Annotated in this window: 14 protein-coding genes and 1 pseudogene; 5 read left to right on the top strand and 10 right to left on the bottom strand. The window is 69.3% G+C overall.

The features are described 5' to 3' along the window. Positions 1 to 663, bottom strand: a pseudogene (locus BM013_RS36090) (3-hydroxy-3-methylglutaryl-CoA reductase); the annotation flags it as partial. Between the two features lie 150 nt (positions 664 to 813). Here BM013_RS36090 and BM013_RS36095 point away from each other — a divergent pair. Beyond that, positions 814 to 2,205, top strand: a complete 1,392-nt coding sequence (locus BM013_RS36095; RefSeq protein WP_093134485.1) for an aminotransferase-like domain-containing protein — start codon at positions 814 to 816, stop codon at positions 2,203 to 2,205. On the opposite strand, the gene BM013_RS36100 is transcribed toward BM013_RS36095, so the two are convergent. The 5 genes from BM013_RS36100 to BM013_RS36120 form a co-directional block, all read right to left on the bottom strand. Then, a complete protein-coding gene (locus BM013_RS36100) occupies positions 2,195 to 2,977 on the bottom strand; it encodes a crotonase/enoyl-CoA hydratase family protein (RefSeq protein ID WP_093134719.1) in 783 nt (260 codons plus the stop codon). The two genes, BM013_RS36095 and BM013_RS36100, sit on opposite strands and share 11 nt — an antisense overlap. A gap of 45 nt (positions 2,978 to 3,022) precedes the next feature. Next, complete coding sequence (locus tag BM013_RS36105) at positions 3,023 to 4,828, bottom strand: feruloyl-CoA synthase (protein WP_177225665.1); 1,806 nt, start codon at positions 4,826 to 4,828, stop codon at positions 3,023 to 3,025. Positions 4,829 to 4,947: 119 nt separating this feature from the next. Next, positions 4,948 to 5,901 carry a 3-hydroxyacyl-CoA dehydrogenase NAD-binding domain-containing protein gene (locus tag BM013_RS36110; protein WP_093134722.1) on the bottom strand — a complete coding sequence of 318 codons (954 nt, stop codon included), beginning with the start codon at positions 5,899 to 5,901 and terminating at the stop codon, positions 4,948 to 4,950. After that, positions 5,898 to 7,115, bottom strand: a complete 1,218-nt coding sequence (locus BM013_RS36115; protein ID WP_093134490.1) for an ABC transporter substrate-binding protein — start codon at positions 7,113 to 7,115, stop codon at positions 5,898 to 5,900. The genes BM013_RS36110 and BM013_RS36115 overlap by 4 nt, the downstream gene beginning before the upstream one ends. Positions 7,116 to 7,173: 58 nt before the next feature. Further along, a complete protein-coding gene (locus BM013_RS36120; protein WP_093134491.1) occupies positions 7,174 to 8,094 on the bottom strand; it encodes a beta-keto acid cleavage family enzyme in 921 nt (306 codons plus the stop codon). A gap of 179 nt (positions 8,095 to 8,273) precedes the next feature. On the opposite strand from BM013_RS36120, the gene BM013_RS36125 reads away from it, so the two are divergent. After that, positions 8,274 to 8,654: a DUF1090 domain-containing protein gene (locus BM013_RS36125; RefSeq protein ID WP_093134494.1), complete on the top strand. Its 381-nt coding sequence runs from the start codon at positions 8,274 to 8,276 to the stop codon at positions 8,652 to 8,654. Between the two features lie 31 nt (positions 8,655 to 8,685). Further along, on the top strand, positions 8,686 to 9,396 hold the full coding sequence (locus BM013_RS36130) for a Crp/Fnr family transcriptional regulator (RefSeq protein ID WP_093134496.1): 711 nt from the start codon (positions 8,686 to 8,688) through the stop codon (positions 9,394 to 9,396). 166 nt (positions 9,397 to 9,562) lie between these two features. Here BM013_RS36130 and BM013_RS36135 read toward each other — a convergent pair whose 3' ends face one another. Together BM013_RS36135 and BM013_RS36140 are read right to left on the bottom strand one after the other, a co-directional pair. After that, entirely contained in the window at positions 9,563 to 11,365 is a 1,803-nt protein-coding gene (locus BM013_RS36135; RefSeq protein WP_093134499.1) for an NAD(P)/FAD-dependent oxidoreductase, read from the bottom strand. A gap of 153 nt (positions 11,366 to 11,518) precedes the next feature. Then, positions 11,519 to 13,441: a sigma-54-dependent Fis family transcriptional regulator gene (locus BM013_RS36140; protein ID WP_093134724.1), complete on the bottom strand. Its 1,923-nt coding sequence runs from the start codon at positions 13,439 to 13,441 to the stop codon at positions 11,519 to 11,521. A 148-nt stretch (positions 13,442 to 13,589) separates the two neighbouring features. Between BM013_RS36140 and BM013_RS36145 the strand changes: the two genes are divergently transcribed. Together BM013_RS36145 and BM013_RS36150 are read left to right on the top strand one after the other, a co-directional pair. Then, entirely contained in the window at positions 13,590 to 14,003 is a 414-nt protein-coding gene (locus BM013_RS36145) for a hypothetical protein (RefSeq protein ID WP_093134501.1), read from the top strand. Between the two features lie 49 nt (positions 14,004 to 14,052). Further along, a complete protein-coding gene (locus tag BM013_RS36150) occupies positions 14,053 to 14,412 on the top strand; it encodes a hypothetical protein (RefSeq protein ID WP_143098456.1) in 360 nt (119 codons plus the stop codon). A 26-nt stretch (positions 14,413 to 14,438) separates the two neighbouring features. On the opposite strand, the gene BM013_RS36155 is transcribed toward BM013_RS36150, so the two are convergent. Both BM013_RS36155 and BM013_RS36160 read right to left on the bottom strand, forming a co-directional pair. Then, on the bottom strand, positions 14,439 to 15,140 hold the full coding sequence (locus BM013_RS36155; RefSeq protein WP_093134507.1) for an ABC transporter ATP-binding protein: 702 nt from the start codon (positions 15,138 to 15,140) through the stop codon (positions 14,439 to 14,441). Further along, complete coding sequence (locus tag BM013_RS36160; protein WP_093134509.1) at positions 15,140 to 15,889, bottom strand: ABC transporter ATP-binding protein; 750 nt, start codon at positions 15,887 to 15,889, stop codon at positions 15,140 to 15,142. Before BM013_RS36160 ends, BM013_RS36155 begins: the two co-directional genes overlap by 1 nt. Positions 15,890 to 15,996 lie beyond the last annotated feature (107 nt).

The raw sequence follows: 15,996 nt of genomic DNA on the forward strand, positions 1-15,996 counted from the left end.
CCGCAGGTCGGCCAGGTTCGACAGGATGCGCAGGCGCACCGTGCCGCCGGTGAGTTTCTCCACCAGCGGCGAGACCGATTCGGCCATGGTGTTGACGGTGTTCGCGCCCATGGCGTCGCGCACGTCCACGATCAGGTGCATCACGATCATCGGGCCGCGCGGCGTGTCGGGGAACACGTGCACCTCGATGTCGCGGCAGCCGCCGCCCAGGCCGATCAGCACCTTGTCGCGGCTGTTGGCCACTTCCAGGATCTGGTCGCGCGCGCGCAGCAGCGCTTGGCGCGCGCCGTACGGGTCGGTCACGCCGAGCACCTGCACCTGGGCCCGCATGATCGGGCCGGTGCTGGAGGCATCGAAGCCGCCGCCCTCGCGCGCCAGCTTGGCCATGAAGGAGGCGGCGGCCACCACCGAGGGCTCTTCCACCACCATCGGCACGAGGTACTCGCGCCCGTTCACCAGGAAGTTGCCGGCCACGCCCAGCGGCAGTTCGAAGGTGCCGATGACGTTCTCGACCATGCCGTTGGCGCGCTCCACGCTCAGCGCGCCGGGCGCGGCGAGCAGCGCCACCTCGTCGGCGGTGAGCGAGGCGGCGCGCGCGATGTGTTCGAAGCGCTGGGCGGGTGTCAGCGCGCGGAAGTTGGGAATGCGGGAGTCGGCGACCATCGTTGCGTGTCTCTTCAGGAGGGTTCGGGGGCGGGAGGATCCGGGAGCAGGCAATTTAGGCCAGCTGTACCGCTGGCGGAAGGCACAGTTTGGCGGGACAGTGCGGACAGTCACCCGCATCGGGTGGGTGCTGTGTCACAGTCGAAACCCATGACGACCATCGCCGATTCGCTCGCCAGCACCCTCGAACGACAGATCGCCAGCGGCGCCTACAAGGCCGGCGACAAGCTGCCCTCGCTGCGCGAACTGGCCCAGCTGCACAACTACGCGAAGAACACCGTGGTGGCCGCCTTCGAGCTGCTGGTCTCGCGCGGGCTGGTCGAACCGCGGCGCGGCTCGGGCTACTTCGTGCTGGCGCAACACAAGGCCGCGAAGCCGGCCGAGGAAGACGCCGGCAGCCTCGGCCGCGCGATGGACATCGTGTGGCTCATGCGCGAGCAGCTCAAGACGCAGCCCGACGCGGTTGCGGTGGGCGACGGTTTTCCGCCGGTCGAATGGCTGGCCGACGTGCGGCTGGACAAGTACCACCCCAAGGTGGTCCGCACGGGGCTCGGCGCGCTGTTCCGCTACGGCAGCCGCTTCGGCTATGCGCCGCTGCGCGACCACCTGGTGCGCAAGCTGGCCGACTTCGGCATCGGCGCCGAGCCGCGGCAGATCGTGCTCACGCACGGCGCCAACGAGGCGATGGACATCGTCATCCGTTACTTCGTGCCGCCCGGCGGCAAGGTGCTGGTGGACGACCCGGGCTACTACCCGCTGTTCGGCAAGCTCAAGCTCGCGGGCGCGCAGATGCTGGCCGTGCCGCGGCTGGCCGACGGGCCCGACCTCGAGGCGCTGGAGCGGCTGCTCGTGGCCGAGCGCCCGCGCCTGTTCTTCACGCAGTCGATCGCGCACAACCCCACGGGCTCCGACATCTCGCCGGCCAAGGCCTTTCGCGTGCTGCAGCTCGCGCAGAAGCACGACCTGCTGATCGTCGAGAACGACCCGCTGGCCGACTTCAAGCCCACCTCATTGCCGCGCCTGGCCGCGCTCGACCAGCTGGAGCGCACCATCTACATCGGCAGCTTCTCCAAGTCGTTCTCGGCGGCGCTGCGCGTGGGCTTCATCGCCTGCGGCGCCGACCTGGCGAGCGACCTGGCCGACCTGAAGGCGCTGATCCACGTGAGCAGCTCGGAGTACTGCGAGCGCACGGTGGACGTCATCCTGAGCGAGGGCCACTACCAGCGGCACCTGAACCGCCTGCAGACGCGCCTGGGCGAAGCCACGCGCAACGCGATCAAGCTGTTCGAGTCGGTCGACGCCGAGGTGTTCGCGCGCACGCCGCAGTCGCTCTACGTGTGGGCGGCGCTGCCCGGCGTGGCCGACTCGCTGGCCTTCGCCAAGGAGCTGCTGCCGCGCAAGATCGTGATGGCGCCGGGGCGCATCTTCAACGCCGATTCGACGCAGGTCTCGCGCTGGTCGCGCTTCAACGTCGGCGCCATGGCCGACCCGCGCTTCGCGAAGGCGTTGCGCCTCGCGCTGCGCAAGCGCGTCAGCGACTGACCGTGAAGTCGCCGTGGCGTCCCGCGCCCGCGGCAAAGCGCGCCGCGCCGCGTTCGCCTTCGGCAAACACGATCGGCACGCCGTGCACGCCTTCGTTGCGCAGCGCCTCGGCCAGCGGCAGGTCCCACTGGGCGTAGGCCGACGCGCGGTCGGCCCGCATGCACTGCTGCGGAAACGCGGCGATCTCGCGCGCCAGCTGCTGCGCGGCCGCGAGCGCGCCACCGGGCGGCGTGGTGCGGTTCACCAGGCCCATGGCCAGTGCTTCCGCCGCGCCCACCGGCCGGCCCGTGAGGATCATGTCGAGCGCGCGCGCCATGCCGACGATGCGCGGCAGGCGCACCGTGCCGCCGTCGATCAGGGGCACGCCCCAGCGGCGGCAGAACACGCCGAGCACCGCGTCGTCGTCGGCCACGCGCAGGTCGGCCAGCAGCGCCAGCTCGAGCCCGCCGGCCACCGCATGGCCGGCGATGGCGGCAATCAGCGGCTTCGACAGCGCCATGCGCGTCGGCCCCATCGGCGCGTCGGCGCCGCCTTCGGGGTCGAGCGCGTTGCGCTGCGCGGGGTCGCTCACGGCGGCCAGGTCGGCGCCCGCGCAGAAGTGGCCGCCCGCGCCGGTGAGCACCGCCACGCGCAGCGCGTCGTCGGCCTCGAAGCGCTCGAAGGCTTCGCGCAGCGCGGCAGCCATCGGGCCATTGACGGCATTGCGTTTCTCCGCGCGGTTCAGCGTGATCGTGCAGACGGTGTCTTCGGCTTCGTAGTTCACGTGCTGCATGGTCATGCCTCCGGGGTTCTGGGTTCTGGGTTCGGTGTTCGGTGTTCAGGGCCGCACCACCTGCGCGTCGGCGGGCGCGCGTGCGTGCAGCCGCGCCACTTCGGCCGCGCGCCGCGTGAGCACCGCGCGCTGGTTGATGTAGCCCTTGTCGGTGATCTCGCCCGCGTCGAGGTTCGGCGGCTCGGCCAGCACCAGCGCGCAGGCTGGGCATTGCGAGGAGCCCGCGCCTTCGTCGCGCAGCGCGCGCAGCACGCCGGCGATGCGCTCGCCCATGGCCTCGGGCGACAGCGCCGCCGCCTGCGGGCTGGGGAACACCAGCATGCCGATCTCGTCGCGGTCGTGGCCCGTGAGCACCACGTCCTGCGCGTGCGGCGCCAGCAGCGACACCAGCTTCACGCGCAGCGTGCCCACCGACACCCAGGTGCCGGTGGAGAGCTTGAAATCTTCCGCCACGCGGCCGTTGAAGATCACGCCGTGCGCCGGCTCGCCCGGGTTCGCGAGGAAGCCCGCGTCGCCGATGCGGTAGTAGCCCTCTTCGTCGAAGGCCGCGGCCGTTTCGCGCGGTGCGTCGCGGTAGCCCGGGAACACCGAGACGCCCTTCACGCGCATCTCCAGCTTCTCGCCGTTGGGCACGAACTTCAGCTCCAGCCCCGGCAGCGGCGCGCCGATGCAGCCGGCGCCGTCGAGCTTCCAGTGCGCGGAGGTGATGGCGGGCGAGGTCTCGGTCGCGCCCCACGAGGTGGTGAGCCACAGCGGGCGCGTGGGCCGCACGCGCTGCGCCACCGCTTCGAGCCGCTGCCACGTGGAGGGCGCCAGCGCCGCCGCCGCGTAGAAGGCCAGCCGCAGCCGCGAGAACACCTCGGCGGCCAGCGCGTCGTCGGCTTCCAGGAAGGGCAGCAGCATGTCGAAACCGCGCGGCACGTTGAACAGCAGCGTGGGCTTCACCTCGCGCAGGTTGCGCACCGTCTTCTCGATCAGGCCCGGCGCGGGCCGGCCCTCGTCGATGTACAGCGCGCCACCATGGCACAGCACCATGTGCAGGTTGTGGTTGGCGCCGAAGGTGTGGCTCCACGGCAGCCAGTCGACCAGCACCGGCTTCTCCTGCGCGAGGAAGCGCCAGGTCTGCGCCATCATCTGCTGGTTGGCGCACAGCATGCGGTGCGTGTTGATCACCACCTTGGGCTTGCCGGTGGAGCCCGAGGTCAGCAGGTACTTGGCGTGCGTGTCGGGCAGCACGCCGGCGAAGGCCTGCATGACGGCGGGTGTTTCCTCGGTGGCGAGCAGGCGGTCGAATGGCACCGCGCCCGGGTGCGCGTCGGCGTTGCGGCTGAACACCGTGACGGCTTGCACGCCGCAGCCCGCGAGCGAGGCGCCGTACATCTTGGCGTCCGACGCGTAGACCAGGCCCGGCTGCAGCGCCTGCAGCATGCCGTGCAGGCGCGACGGGTCCTTGGCCATGCGCGAGTAGGCACTCGACAGCGAGCACGCGGTGCGGCCGATGTGCATGGTGGCCAGCATCAGCACCGCATGGTCGATGGCGTTGTCCGAGAGGATCACCACCGGCCGGCCCGTGGGCAGGTTCATGTCCAGCAGCGCCTGCGCCACCGCGCCGACCGCCCGGCGCAGCGCGCGGTAGTCGAGCTTGCGCCAGCCTTCGCCGGTCTCGTCGCGTTCGGCGAAAGCCAGTGCGTCGGGCGTTTCATGGGCCCAGCGCTCCAGCCAGTCGCCGATGCAGCGCGCATAGGGCTTCAGCGCCATCGGCGAGCGCAGCGCGAAGGAGCCGTCGTCGAAGTCGATGCGCACCGTGCGGGGCGGGGCGATCAGGCTCTCATCGAGGAGGAAGTCGGTCATGTTTATGTTCCGTTTTTATTCGGGGCGCGTGCACGGGACACCGGGTACTCCCCCTCCGACAATGTCCCCCGTCGGCGTGATCGCACCCCGAACAGGACACCCGATTCCCCACAGCCCTTTCAGTCGAGCTTGCCGCTATCGGCCTTCGCGCGAATAAGGTTTAACAGCAGGGTGTCGCGGGCGGCTTCGAGGTCGGCTGTGCGGCGTTGACCCAGCTCATCGTCGACGCCTTCCTTCACCTTCTGCTTGAGTTCAGCCGTCATCAGCGGCGCGCCCAGGTCCTTCCACCAGTCTTCTATCGGCCCGCCCAGGTGCGCGAGCACATGCTCGATGCCGCCCGCGCCACCCGACAGGTGCAGGTTCATGAACGGCCCCATCACCGCCCAGCGCAGGCCGGGGCCGTGCGCGATGGCGGTGTCGATGTCGGCCACGCTCGCCACGCCTTCGTTCACCAGGTGAAAGGCCTCGCGCCACAGGGCCGCCTGCAGCCGGTTCGCGATGTGTCCCTTGACCTCGCGCTTCACATGGATCGGCCGTTTGCCGATGGCCGCGTAGAACGCCATGGTGCGCTCGATGGCGTCGGCCGAGGTCTGCTCGCCGCCGATCACTTCCACCAGCGGAATCAGGTGCGGCGGGTTGAACGGATGCCCCAGCACCACGCGCTGCGGGTGCGCGCAGCCCGACTGCACGTCGCTGATGGCCAGGCCCGACGAGCTCGACGCAAGAATGGTGTCCGGCGGCGCCGCCGCGTCCATGCGGCGGAAAAGGTCGATCTTGAAGTCCATGCGCTCGGGGCCGTTCTCCTGCACGAAGTCGGCCACCGACACGGCGTCTTCCAGGCTGTCGTGAAAGCGCAGCCGGTCGAGCGAGGCGCCCTCGGCCAGCCCGAAGCGCTCCAGCGTCGGCCAGTGCTGCGCCACCGCGGCGCGCAGCCGCTCTTGCGCGCCGGGAGAAGGGTCGGTCGCGTTCACGTCCAGCCCATGCGCCAGGAAGTACGCGACCCAGCTCGCGCCGATCACGCCGGTGCCGACCACCGCCACGCGTTTCACGTTCGAAGAAGATGCATTGCTCATGCCGATTTCCACCGCGCGCAGCGGCTCTCCGCCTTGGTTGTCCATGCGGCCTCGCCGCGGATCGGCTCGACCACCTTGTAGTAGTCCCACGGCTCCTTCGACTCGGCCGGGGTCTTCACCTGCATCAGGTGCATGTCGTGCACCATCAGTCCGTCGTCGCGCAGCCAGCCGCCCTTGACGAACATGTCATTGAACTTGGTCTTGCGCAATTGCGCCATCACCTTGTCGGCGTCGTCGCTGCCCGCGGCCTTCACGGCCTGCAGGTACTGCAGCGCGGCCGAGTAGTCGCCGGCGTGGAAGGAGGAGGGCATGCGCTTGTGCTTGTCGAAGAAGCGGCGCGCCCACTCGCGCGACTCGGGGCTCTGGTTCCAGTACCAGCTGTCGGTGAGGTACATGCCCTGCGAGTTCTTCAGGCCCAGCGCATGCACGTCGTTGATGGTGATGATCATGCCGGCCAGCTTCATGTTCTTGCTGATGCCGAACTCCGCCGCCGACTTGATGGCGTTCACCGTGTCGCCGCCCGCGTTGGCCAGCGCCAGCACCTGCGCCTTGGAGCTTTGCGCCTGCAGCATGAACGACGAGAAATCGCTCGCGCCCAGCGGGTGCTTCACCGAGCCCGCCACCGTGCCGCCGTTGGCCTGCACGGTCTTGGTGGCGTCGTTCTGCAGCGCTGCGCCGAAGGCGTAGTCGGCCGCCACGAAGTACCAGCTCTTGCCGCCGGCCTTGACCACCGCGCTTGCCGTGCCGCGCGCCATGGCCACCGTGTCGTAGGCGTAGTGCACCGTGTAGGGCGAGCAGTACTCGTTGGTGAGGCTCGAGGCGCCCGAGCCCACCACGAAGTACGGCTTCTTCTTGTCGGCCGCCACGCCCGCCATGGCAATGGCCGCGCCGGAGTTGACGCCGCCGATCAGCATGTCGACCTTCTGCACGTCGAACCACTCGCGCGCCTTGGCGGCGGCGATGTCGGGCTTGTTCTGGTGGTCGGCCGTGACCAGCTCGATCTTCTTGCCGTCGATGGCGCCGCCCATGTCGGCGATGGCCATGCGGATGGCCTCGGCGCCGGCCGGGCCGTCGTAGTCGCGGTACAGGCCCGACATGTCGCTGATGAAGCCGATGCGGATCACGTCGTCGGACACCTGGGCCGAGGCGCCCTGGGCGAATGCGGTAAAGGCGGCACCCGATGCGAGGGCCAGGGCGGTGCGGGAAATGGTCATGGGGTTTGTCTGCGTTCGCTATGGTTCTTGTGTGGTTCTTGTGTGGTTCTTGTGTCGTTCAGCCCAGCGCGAACTCGGGCCGCGGACCGCCCACGCGCGGCAGCCCCATGATCTGGCGCGCCTCGGCCGGCGTGGCCACTTCCATGTCGAGCTCGCGGATCACCCGCACGATGCGCTCGGTGAGCTGCACGTTGGTGGCCAGCTCGCCGTGGCGGAAGTACAGGTTGTCTTCCAGCCCCACGCGCGCATGGCCGCCCAGCAGCAGCGCCGCCACGTTGGCCTCGAGCTGCGACATGCCGATGCCGCTCACGCCGAAGATCGCGCCCTTGGGCAGCGTGTCGACCATCATCTGCAGGTTGCGCGGCGAATAGGGCATCGCGTTCTGGAAGTTGCGGTGCACGTTCATCACCAGGTTGATGAACCAAGGCTCGTCGTCGTGGCCTTCCTCGATCAGCGTGGTCGTATCCTGCAGGATGTGCGTGGGGCTGAACACCTCCCACTCGGGCTTGATCCCGCGCGCCTTCATGCCGGCGGCCAGTTCGCGCCCGCGGGTGATGGGCGTGTCCATCAGGATCTGCCTGCCCTCGAAGCTCAGGTTGAGCGTGGTGGCGTCCAGCGTGCACATCTCGGCGCCGGCGTCCATGCCCTTGATGCGCTCTTCCCACGCGATTTCCCAGCGGTCGCCGGCCAGCGGCTTGACCATGTCGCCGTGCACGCCGCCGCCGGTGGAGTTGTTGATGACGATGTCGCTGCCGCCCGCGCGGATGCGGCTGTTGATGTCGCGGTACACCTCGGCGTTGCAGGTGGCGCCGTCGTCCGCGCGCCGCGCGTGGATGGCCACCACGCTGGCGCCGGCGTTCCAGCAGCGCAGCGTGTCGGCGGCGATCTCGGCCGGCTGGGTGGGGAGGTGGGGGTTCTGCGACTTGTGCGCCATGCCGCCGGTGGGGGCGATGGTCACGATCACTTTGCGCTTCGACATGGTCGGGGGCTCCTGGTGGCTGGCTGGCTGGATGTTTGCCCGTGGGGGCGCACCATTATTTTTTGGGGCGCTGTCGCACTCAGTCATCGCGACGACATTTGGGGGCAGGGTTTACCTGCGCCAGAAGCTAAAGTTGCCCCTGCCTTTTCACTCTCGCGAAGTTGCGCAAAGGAGCACGCATGAAGTTATTGCCTCTCGTCCTGGTGGCCGCCGCCGCACTCACCTCCAACTGGGCCGCCGCGCAGCCCGGCCCCAGCGCCAGCTGCGCCGCCAAGCGCGACGCCATCGGGCGCGACATCGACGCGGCCAAGGCCGGCGGCCAGACCCAGCGCGTGCGCGGCCTGGAGCGGGCGCTGGCCGAAGTGCGCCGCAACTGCAGCGACGCCAGGCTGGCCGCCGAGCACCGCCAGCGCGTGCGCAGCCAGGAGCGCAAGGTGGCCGACCGCGAGCGCGAACTGCGCGACGTCCGGCGCAAGGGCGATGCCGACAAGGTCGCGCGCCGCGAGGACAAGCTGCGCGAAGCGCAGGCCGAGCTGCAGCGCGTCAAGGACCTGCCGTAATTCCTCCCTTGCCACGCGCGCCCGCCAGTTCATGCCCACGACCAAGCCACCCCTTCAACACGCCTCGCTGACCGTTGCGCAGCTGCTGCAGGGCTCGGCCTGGTTCCCGCTGCTCGACGTGGCGGCGGGCGAGCGCGTGCTCGACGAGATGCGCGAGGTCGAGGTGCCCGCCGGCGCCGCGCTGTGCCGGCGCGGCGACACGCCCGCGCACTGGTACGGCACGCTGGAGGGCTTGCTGAAATGGTCGATCACCTCCAGCGACGGGCGCGCGGTGACGCTGGGCGGGCTGTCGGTGGGCAGCTGGTTCGGCGAGGGCACGCTGCTGCGCGCGCTGCCGCGCTCGGCCGACATCATCGCGCTGCGCACGAGCCGCGTGGCGCAGCTGCCGCTGGAGACCTTCGAGTGGCTGCACCGCACGCAGCGCGGCTTCGACCACTTCCTGCTGCAGCAGATCAACGAGCGGCTGCACTGGTTCATGGGCAGCTACGCGGCGCACCGGCTGCTCGATGCCGACAGCCAGGTGGCGCGTGCGCTGGCGGGGCTGTTCCACCCGTGGCTGCATCCGGGCAGCGAGCCGCACCTGCAGACCTCGCAGGAGGAGATTGCGAACCTGTCGGGCGTGTCGAGGCAGCGGTGCAATGCGGCGCTGAACCGGTTGAAGGAGGCGGGGTTCCTGCGCATCGAGTACGGGGGGATCACCGTGATCGACCTGGAGGGGCTGCGCAGGTTCATCAGCGAGTGACTTGCGCCCTTCGGACCGAGCCAGCGCGGCGACGCGGACTTGCTCCCTCTCCCCTTGGGGAGAGGGCGGGGGTGAGGGCAGCGGCTTTCACTCCACCGCCGCGCCTCATCGAATGCACCCCCTCACCCTGACCCTCTCCCGCAAGCGGGAGAGGGGACCACACGGGTCAGCGCGTGTGGTGCGACACCGCCCGCTCATACACCGGCGTGTCGATCCCTTCCATGCGCGCCTTCAATTGCAGCGCCAGGAACTGCGAGTAGTGCCGCGACTGGTGCAGGTTGCCGCCGTGGATCCACAGGTTGTCGACCTGCGTGGGCTTCCACATGTTGCGCAGCTCGCCCTCCCACGGCCCCGGGTCCTTCGGCGTGTCGGAGCCCAGGCCCCAGCACTTGCCGACCTTGTCGGCGATCTCGGGCGAGATCAGGTCGGCGAGCCAGCCGTTCATCGAGCCGTAGCCCGTGGCGTACACCAGCAGGTCGGCCGGCAGCTCGGTGCCGTCGGTCAGCGTCACCGAGCGTTCGTTCACCCGCTCGATGTTCACGCCGCTCTTCAGGTGGATGCTGCCGTTGGCCACCAGCTCGGAGGCGCCCACGTCGATGTAGTAGCCCGAGCCGCGCCGCAGGTACTTCATGAAAAGCCCCGAGCCGTCCACCCCGAAGTCCAGCATGAAGCCCGCCTTCTCCAGCCGCGCGTACAGGTCGGCGTCGCGCTTCTTCATCTCGTCGTACACCGGGATGTGGAAGGTGTGCATCACCTTGTAGGGCACCGACGCGAAGATCAGGTCGGCCTTGTGGTGGTCGATGCCGCCCTTCACCGCCTGCTCGGAGTAGAGCCCGCCCAGCGCCAGCTCCATCAGCGACTGCGAGGGCGCGATGTGGGTGGACGAGCGCTGCACCATGGTCACGTCCGCGCCGTGCTCCCACAGCGCCGCGCAGATGTCGTGCGCCGAGTTGTTCGAGCCCAGCACCACGCACTTCTTGCCTGCGTAGGCCTCGGGCCCGGGGTGCTGGCTGGAGTGGTGCTGGTCGCCCTTGAAGTTCTCCGCGCCCGCCACCTTCGGCACGTTCGGATAGCCCGACACGCCCAGCGCGAACACCAGCTGCCTCGGCCGCAGCACCACCGTCTGGCCTTCACGCTCGACCGTCACTTCCCAGCGCTGCGTGGCCTCGTCGAAGCGCGCGTTCTTCGCGTTCGTGGAACTCCAGTAGTTGAGCTCCATGATCTTCGTGTACATCTCCAGCCAGTCGCCGATCTTGTCCTTGGGTGCGAACACCGGCCAGTCGTCGGGGAAGGGCATGTAGGGCAGGTGGTCGTACCAGACCGGGTCGTGCAGGCACAGCGACTTGTAGCGCTTGCGCCAGGAATCGCCGGCCTTCGCGTTGCGCTCCACGATGATGGTCGGCACGCCCAGCCGCCGCAGCCGCGCGCCCAGCGCAATGCCGCCCTGGCCGCCGCCGATGACCACCACCTCGGGCTGCTCTGTGTAGCCCAGCGCGGCTTGCTCGTCGAGGCGCTTCTCGAGCCAGTTCTTGCGGCCCTTGTGCACGCCGTGCTCCGCGCCCTTGGCGCGGTTGTCACCGGTCTTTTCCTCGAAGCCCTTCAGCTCGGTCATGGTGGTGAGCAGCGTCCAGGCCCTGCCGTTGCGAAGGCGCAGGTGCCCGCGCCCGCGCGCCACGCGCGTCTCGAACGTGAACCACGCGTCGACCACGCCGTCGGCCTCGGTCGCATCGCCTTCCACCGCGAAGGCCGTGGGCTGCGTGTCGGCCAGCCGCGCCTTCAGCATCGCGCGGATGGCCTCGGGGCCTTCCTGCGTGCGGATGTTCCAGGTGAACGCGACAAGGTCGCGCCAGAAGCCGTCGGGCTCGAACAGCGAGACGGCCGCGTCGATGTCGCTGCGCGCCAGCGCGGCGGCAAAGTCGGCGAGCCATTGGGCGGCGGCCCGGGTCGGGCCGGTGGTCGGGTCTGTCATTGAATGTCTCCGTAGCGTCGTTGATGAATGCGCGGCGAGGCGCGGCGTTCATTGCGCAGCTTTCGTGCCGTGGAGGGCGGCACGGGAAATCAATGACTTGGGCGGGGTTTTGTCGCAGCTGTCGCGGGTGGCGTGCGACACGCGTCGCAAGGGCTACATGCGTTGCGGCGGTGCGATGCCGTGGCGCTTCATGTGGCGGTACAGCGTGGCGCGGCACACGCCGAGTTCAGTGGCGGCCTGCGACACGTGCCATCGATGGCGCTTCAGCAGCGCCAGCAGGCTCGCCGCCTCTGCGCCTGCATTGGGCATGGCTTCGGCGGGGGCCGCGACGGCTCTCGCCGTGCGCACCGGCAACTGAAGATCTTCCGCCCCCACCGCGCCATCGGTGCACAACGCCAGCGCCAGCCGCAGCACATTGCGCAGCTCCCGCAGGTTGCCCGGCCAGTCGTGCGCCAGCAGTTGCTGCATCGCCTCGGCCGACAGCCGCGCCGCCGACCCCATTGCCGCGGCTTCCTCGTTGAACATGCCTTCGATCAGGTAGCGCCTGTCGCTGCGCGCGCGCAATGGCGGCAGCTTCAGCACCGCGCCGCACAGCCGGTAGTACAGGTCTTCGCGAAAGTGCCCGGCTGCCACCAGCTCCGGCAGGTGCCGGTGCGTGGCCGCCACCACCGCGATGTCGACCCGTTGCGGCGACTCCGCCCCCAGCGGCAGCACCTCGCCTTCGGACAGCACGCGCAGCAGCCGCGTCTGCAGCGCCATCGGCATGTCGCCGATCTCGTCGAGGAACAGCGTGCCGCGGTCGGCCTGCGCGATCAGGCCCTTCATGCCCTTGGCGCGCCCGCCCGTGAAGCTGCCGGGCGTGTAGCCGAAGAGCTCGCTCTCGATCAGCGAATCGGGAATGGCCGCGCAGTTCACCGCCACGAAGGGCATCGCCGCGCGGCTGCTGGCGCCGTGCAGCGCGCGCGCCAGCACTTCCTTGCCGCTGCCGGTCTCGCCCTCGACCAGCACGTGGATGCCGCGGTCGACCAGGCGGCGCGCCTGCGCGAGCAGTTTCTGCATGGCCGGGTCGTCGCCAGCGATGCGCTCCAGCGGCGGCAGGCGGTCGGACGGGCGCGCGCTTGCGGGCGCCGGTGAGGGTGCCGAAGCACGCCGCACGCGCGGCGCCAGCAGCGACGCGTGGTACTCGCCGCCACCGGGCAGCAGCACCGTGTGCGCAAAAGGCATCGCCGCGCCGCCGCTGCCGATGCGCCAGACCGCATCCATCGGCATGTGCAGCAACTCCGACACCGCGCCGCTCAGCGCCCGTCCGGCAAAGGCCAGCCGTGCGCCGCCGTTGGAACCCACCAGCGTGCCGCCGTCGTCGAAGGCCAGCATCACCTCGCCCGCCACGTCGACCAGGCCGTAGGCGCTGCCCAGCCGCAGGATCCAGTGGCCGCGGAAGTTGCGCAGGAAATCGGCGTCCTCGATCATCCGCGCGTACATCGACACCAGGTGCCGCACGAGGTGCTGGCTCTCCTTGGCCTCGGGCGAGCGCAGCGCCGACACGTCGAGGATGGCCGTGAGCCTGCCGCTGTGGTCGAACAGCGGCGCGGTGGTGCAGGTCAGCGCGATGTGCGTGGCGTCGAAGTGCTCGGTCTGGTGGCAGGTCATCGGCTGGCGCTCGACCAGGCAGGTGCCCACGCCGCAGGTGCCGGCATGCGCTTCGTTCCAGTCGGCGCCCAGGTAGAGGCCCGCCTTGCGCAACTGGTCGTCCCATGCGGGGTTGCCGATGTAGTCGACCGTGATGCCCTCGGCATCGGTCAGCAGCACCATGTAGCCCAGGTCGGCCACGCGGCGGTAGATGTCTTCCATGCCCGCGCGCGCGGCGCGCAGGAAGTGCTCGAGCTGCTGCTGGTGCGCGCGCACCTCCTGCGCGGGCAGGATGCGCGCGGGGCTCGGCTTCGACGGGTCGAGCCCGTGGTCGCGCACGCAGCGCGCCCACGACTTGTGGACCAGGCTCTGCGCCGGATCGGCCAGCGCCGCGCCGGTGGCGATCGAATAGACGTTGTCGATGTGACGCGATTGCAGGGAAGTCATGCGCAACCTCGCGGAGTGACAGAGTGATGGTGGGGCGCGGCCATCATTCGGCTGTCGCACTGTCGCAGGACAGAGGTGAAACCCGGTGGTCAAGGCCTTCGGTTACGCTTCCTGACGAATACTTTTCCAGCTACGAAGGGGGTTGCGCATGTCAGAGATCCTGCTCGAGGGCTACACCGTCGACGAAGTTCTTCAACTGCCGAATGAAGAGTTCCAGGCCCTCGTCCTGAGAGACGAGCCGCTCGTGTTCAAGGCGGGCAGTGCCGACATGCTCGGCCGGTTCAAGGTCGATGGCGATGCGCTGGTCATGGAGCTTGCACACGTCGACGGCGGTGGTGAAGGCGCCTTGCCGAGCGTGGCGGCGTTGGCCAGCCGCTATGCCAGGCGCCAAGGCCTGGCCTTCGTCGAATGGCGAGTTCATGCGGTGCATTGCGCCAACCCGAATCTCAAGCTCCGGCGTGTCCTGGAACGACGCGGCTTCGTCGTGCGCAACGTTCCGGGAACGGGGGAGTGCTATTGGTTGCGAGCGCCGGCTGATGCGGCGTCGCAAGCGACGCATTGAACCGGCGGTCCCTATGGCATCGCCGGAATCCATTCACCGACTCCTCACCGTGGCCGCGAGGTTGCTCGACAGTGCCGCCTCCGAGATGCGGGACGCCCAGCTCGAACCCGTTCGCGAGAACATCCATCAGGTCGGCGAGATCCTTGCCGCGATTTTCGAGATCGAGCAGAAGATCCACGTGCTTCGACCGGAGCTGAAACCGGCCTACCTGAGCGAGCCTTCACCGTATCTGGAGTCCAACAAGCGGCTCACCCGCTTCATGTTCGAGGCGTGCCAGCTCGAAGATGTTGGCGAGCTCGCGCAAGCCGTCGAGAAGTACGAGGCGTACCTGCTGCTCGAAGACTCCGCACATCACCGCGAGATCGCCGAAGGCGAAATTCGAAGGCTCTTGAAAAGAGACGACGACTGATCTTCTGTCGTGCCGGGTGTCGGCCCTCAAACGCCCAGCAGCTCCTCCAACGCCTGCGGCTGCGCCAGCAGATCCGCCGACGCCCCGTGCCGCACGATCTGCCCCTTCTCCATCACCACCGCCAGGTCGGTGTGCGCCAGCACCTTGCGGTAGTCGCGGTCGACGATCAGCGTGGCGATGCCGGTGGCGCGGATCTCGCCGATCACGCGCCAGATCTCCGCCACGATCAGCGGCGCGAGGCCTTCGGTGGCTTCGTCCAAGATGAGCAGGCGCGGGTTGGTCATGAGCGCGCGGCCGATCGACAGCATCTGCTGCTCGCCGCCCGAAAGCTGCTGGCCGCCGTGCGACAGCCGCTCCGACAGGCGCGGGAAGGTGGCCATCACGCGGTCGAAGGTCCAGGCGCGGCGGCCGTCGATGCCGGCGCGTTCGCTCATCACGAGGTTCTCGCGCACCGACAGGTTCGGGAAGATGCCGCGGCCCTCGGGCACGTAGCCGATGCCCAGGCGCGCCATCTTCTCGGGCGGCAGGCCGGTGACGGTGCGGCCGTCGACCTGCACTTCACCCGAAGCCGGGCGCACGTAGCCCATGACGGTGCGGATCAGCGTGGTCTTGCCCATGCCGTTGCGCCCGAGCAGGCCAACCGAGGTGGCCGCCGGAATGCCGGCGTGCACCCCGCGCAGGATGTGGCTGTTGCCGTAATAGGTGTTGAGGTCGCGAACGATCAGCATCAGTGTTGTTCCTCGCCCAGATAGGCCGTGCGCACTTCGGGGTTCTCGCGGATCTCCCGCGGGTTGCCCGTGGCGATCACGGTGCCGTTGACCATCACGGTGATTCGGTCGGCGATGCGGAACACGGCGTCCATGTCGTGCTCCACCAGCAGGATGGCGTGCGTGGCCTTCAGCCGCGCGAGCAGGGTGAGCATGCGGTCGGTTTCCTCGGCGCCCATGCCGGCGAGCGGCTCGTCGAGCAGCAGCACGCGCGGGTTGGTGGCCAGGCACATGGCCACTTCGAGCTGGCGTTGCGCGCCGTGGCTCATGGTGCCGGCAATGCGCTTGGCCTCGTGCGCGAGGCCGGCCGCTTCGAGCGCGGCGTCGGCCGACGCGGTGCTGGTGGCGCAGGCCTGCGACGACTGCCAGAACACCCAGGGCCTGGGCGTGGCGGCCTGCGCGGCGAGGCGGCAGTTCTCGTGCACCGTGAACTCCGGGAAGATGGTGGTGCGCTGGTAGCTGCGGCCCACGCCGTCGCGCGCGCGCTTCGACTGCGCGCGGCCGGTGATGTCGACGCCGTCGAGCGCGATGCGGCCTTCGGAGGCCTCGATCTCGCCCGAGAGCATGTTGATGAGCGTCGACTTGCCGGCGCCGTTGGTGCCGATGACGGCATGCACTTCGCCCACGTGCAGGTCGAGCGTGACGGCGTTGACGGCGGTGAGGCCTCCGAAGCGGCGCGTGAGCTTGTCGACGGAGAGGAGTGCGGTCATGGTGTGGCTCCTTCCCCTTCCGGGGGAAGGTGGGGATGGGGGCAAGCGGCCTTTGTCGCCGCGCGGCGTTGGAGGCCGCGCGCCCCCACCCCGGCCCTCCCCCGGGA

It is taken from the genome of Variovorax sp. OK605, from assembly GCF_900115445.1.
Classification (GTDB): domain Bacteria; phylum Pseudomonadota; class Gammaproteobacteria; order Burkholderiales; family Burkholderiaceae_C; genus Variovorax.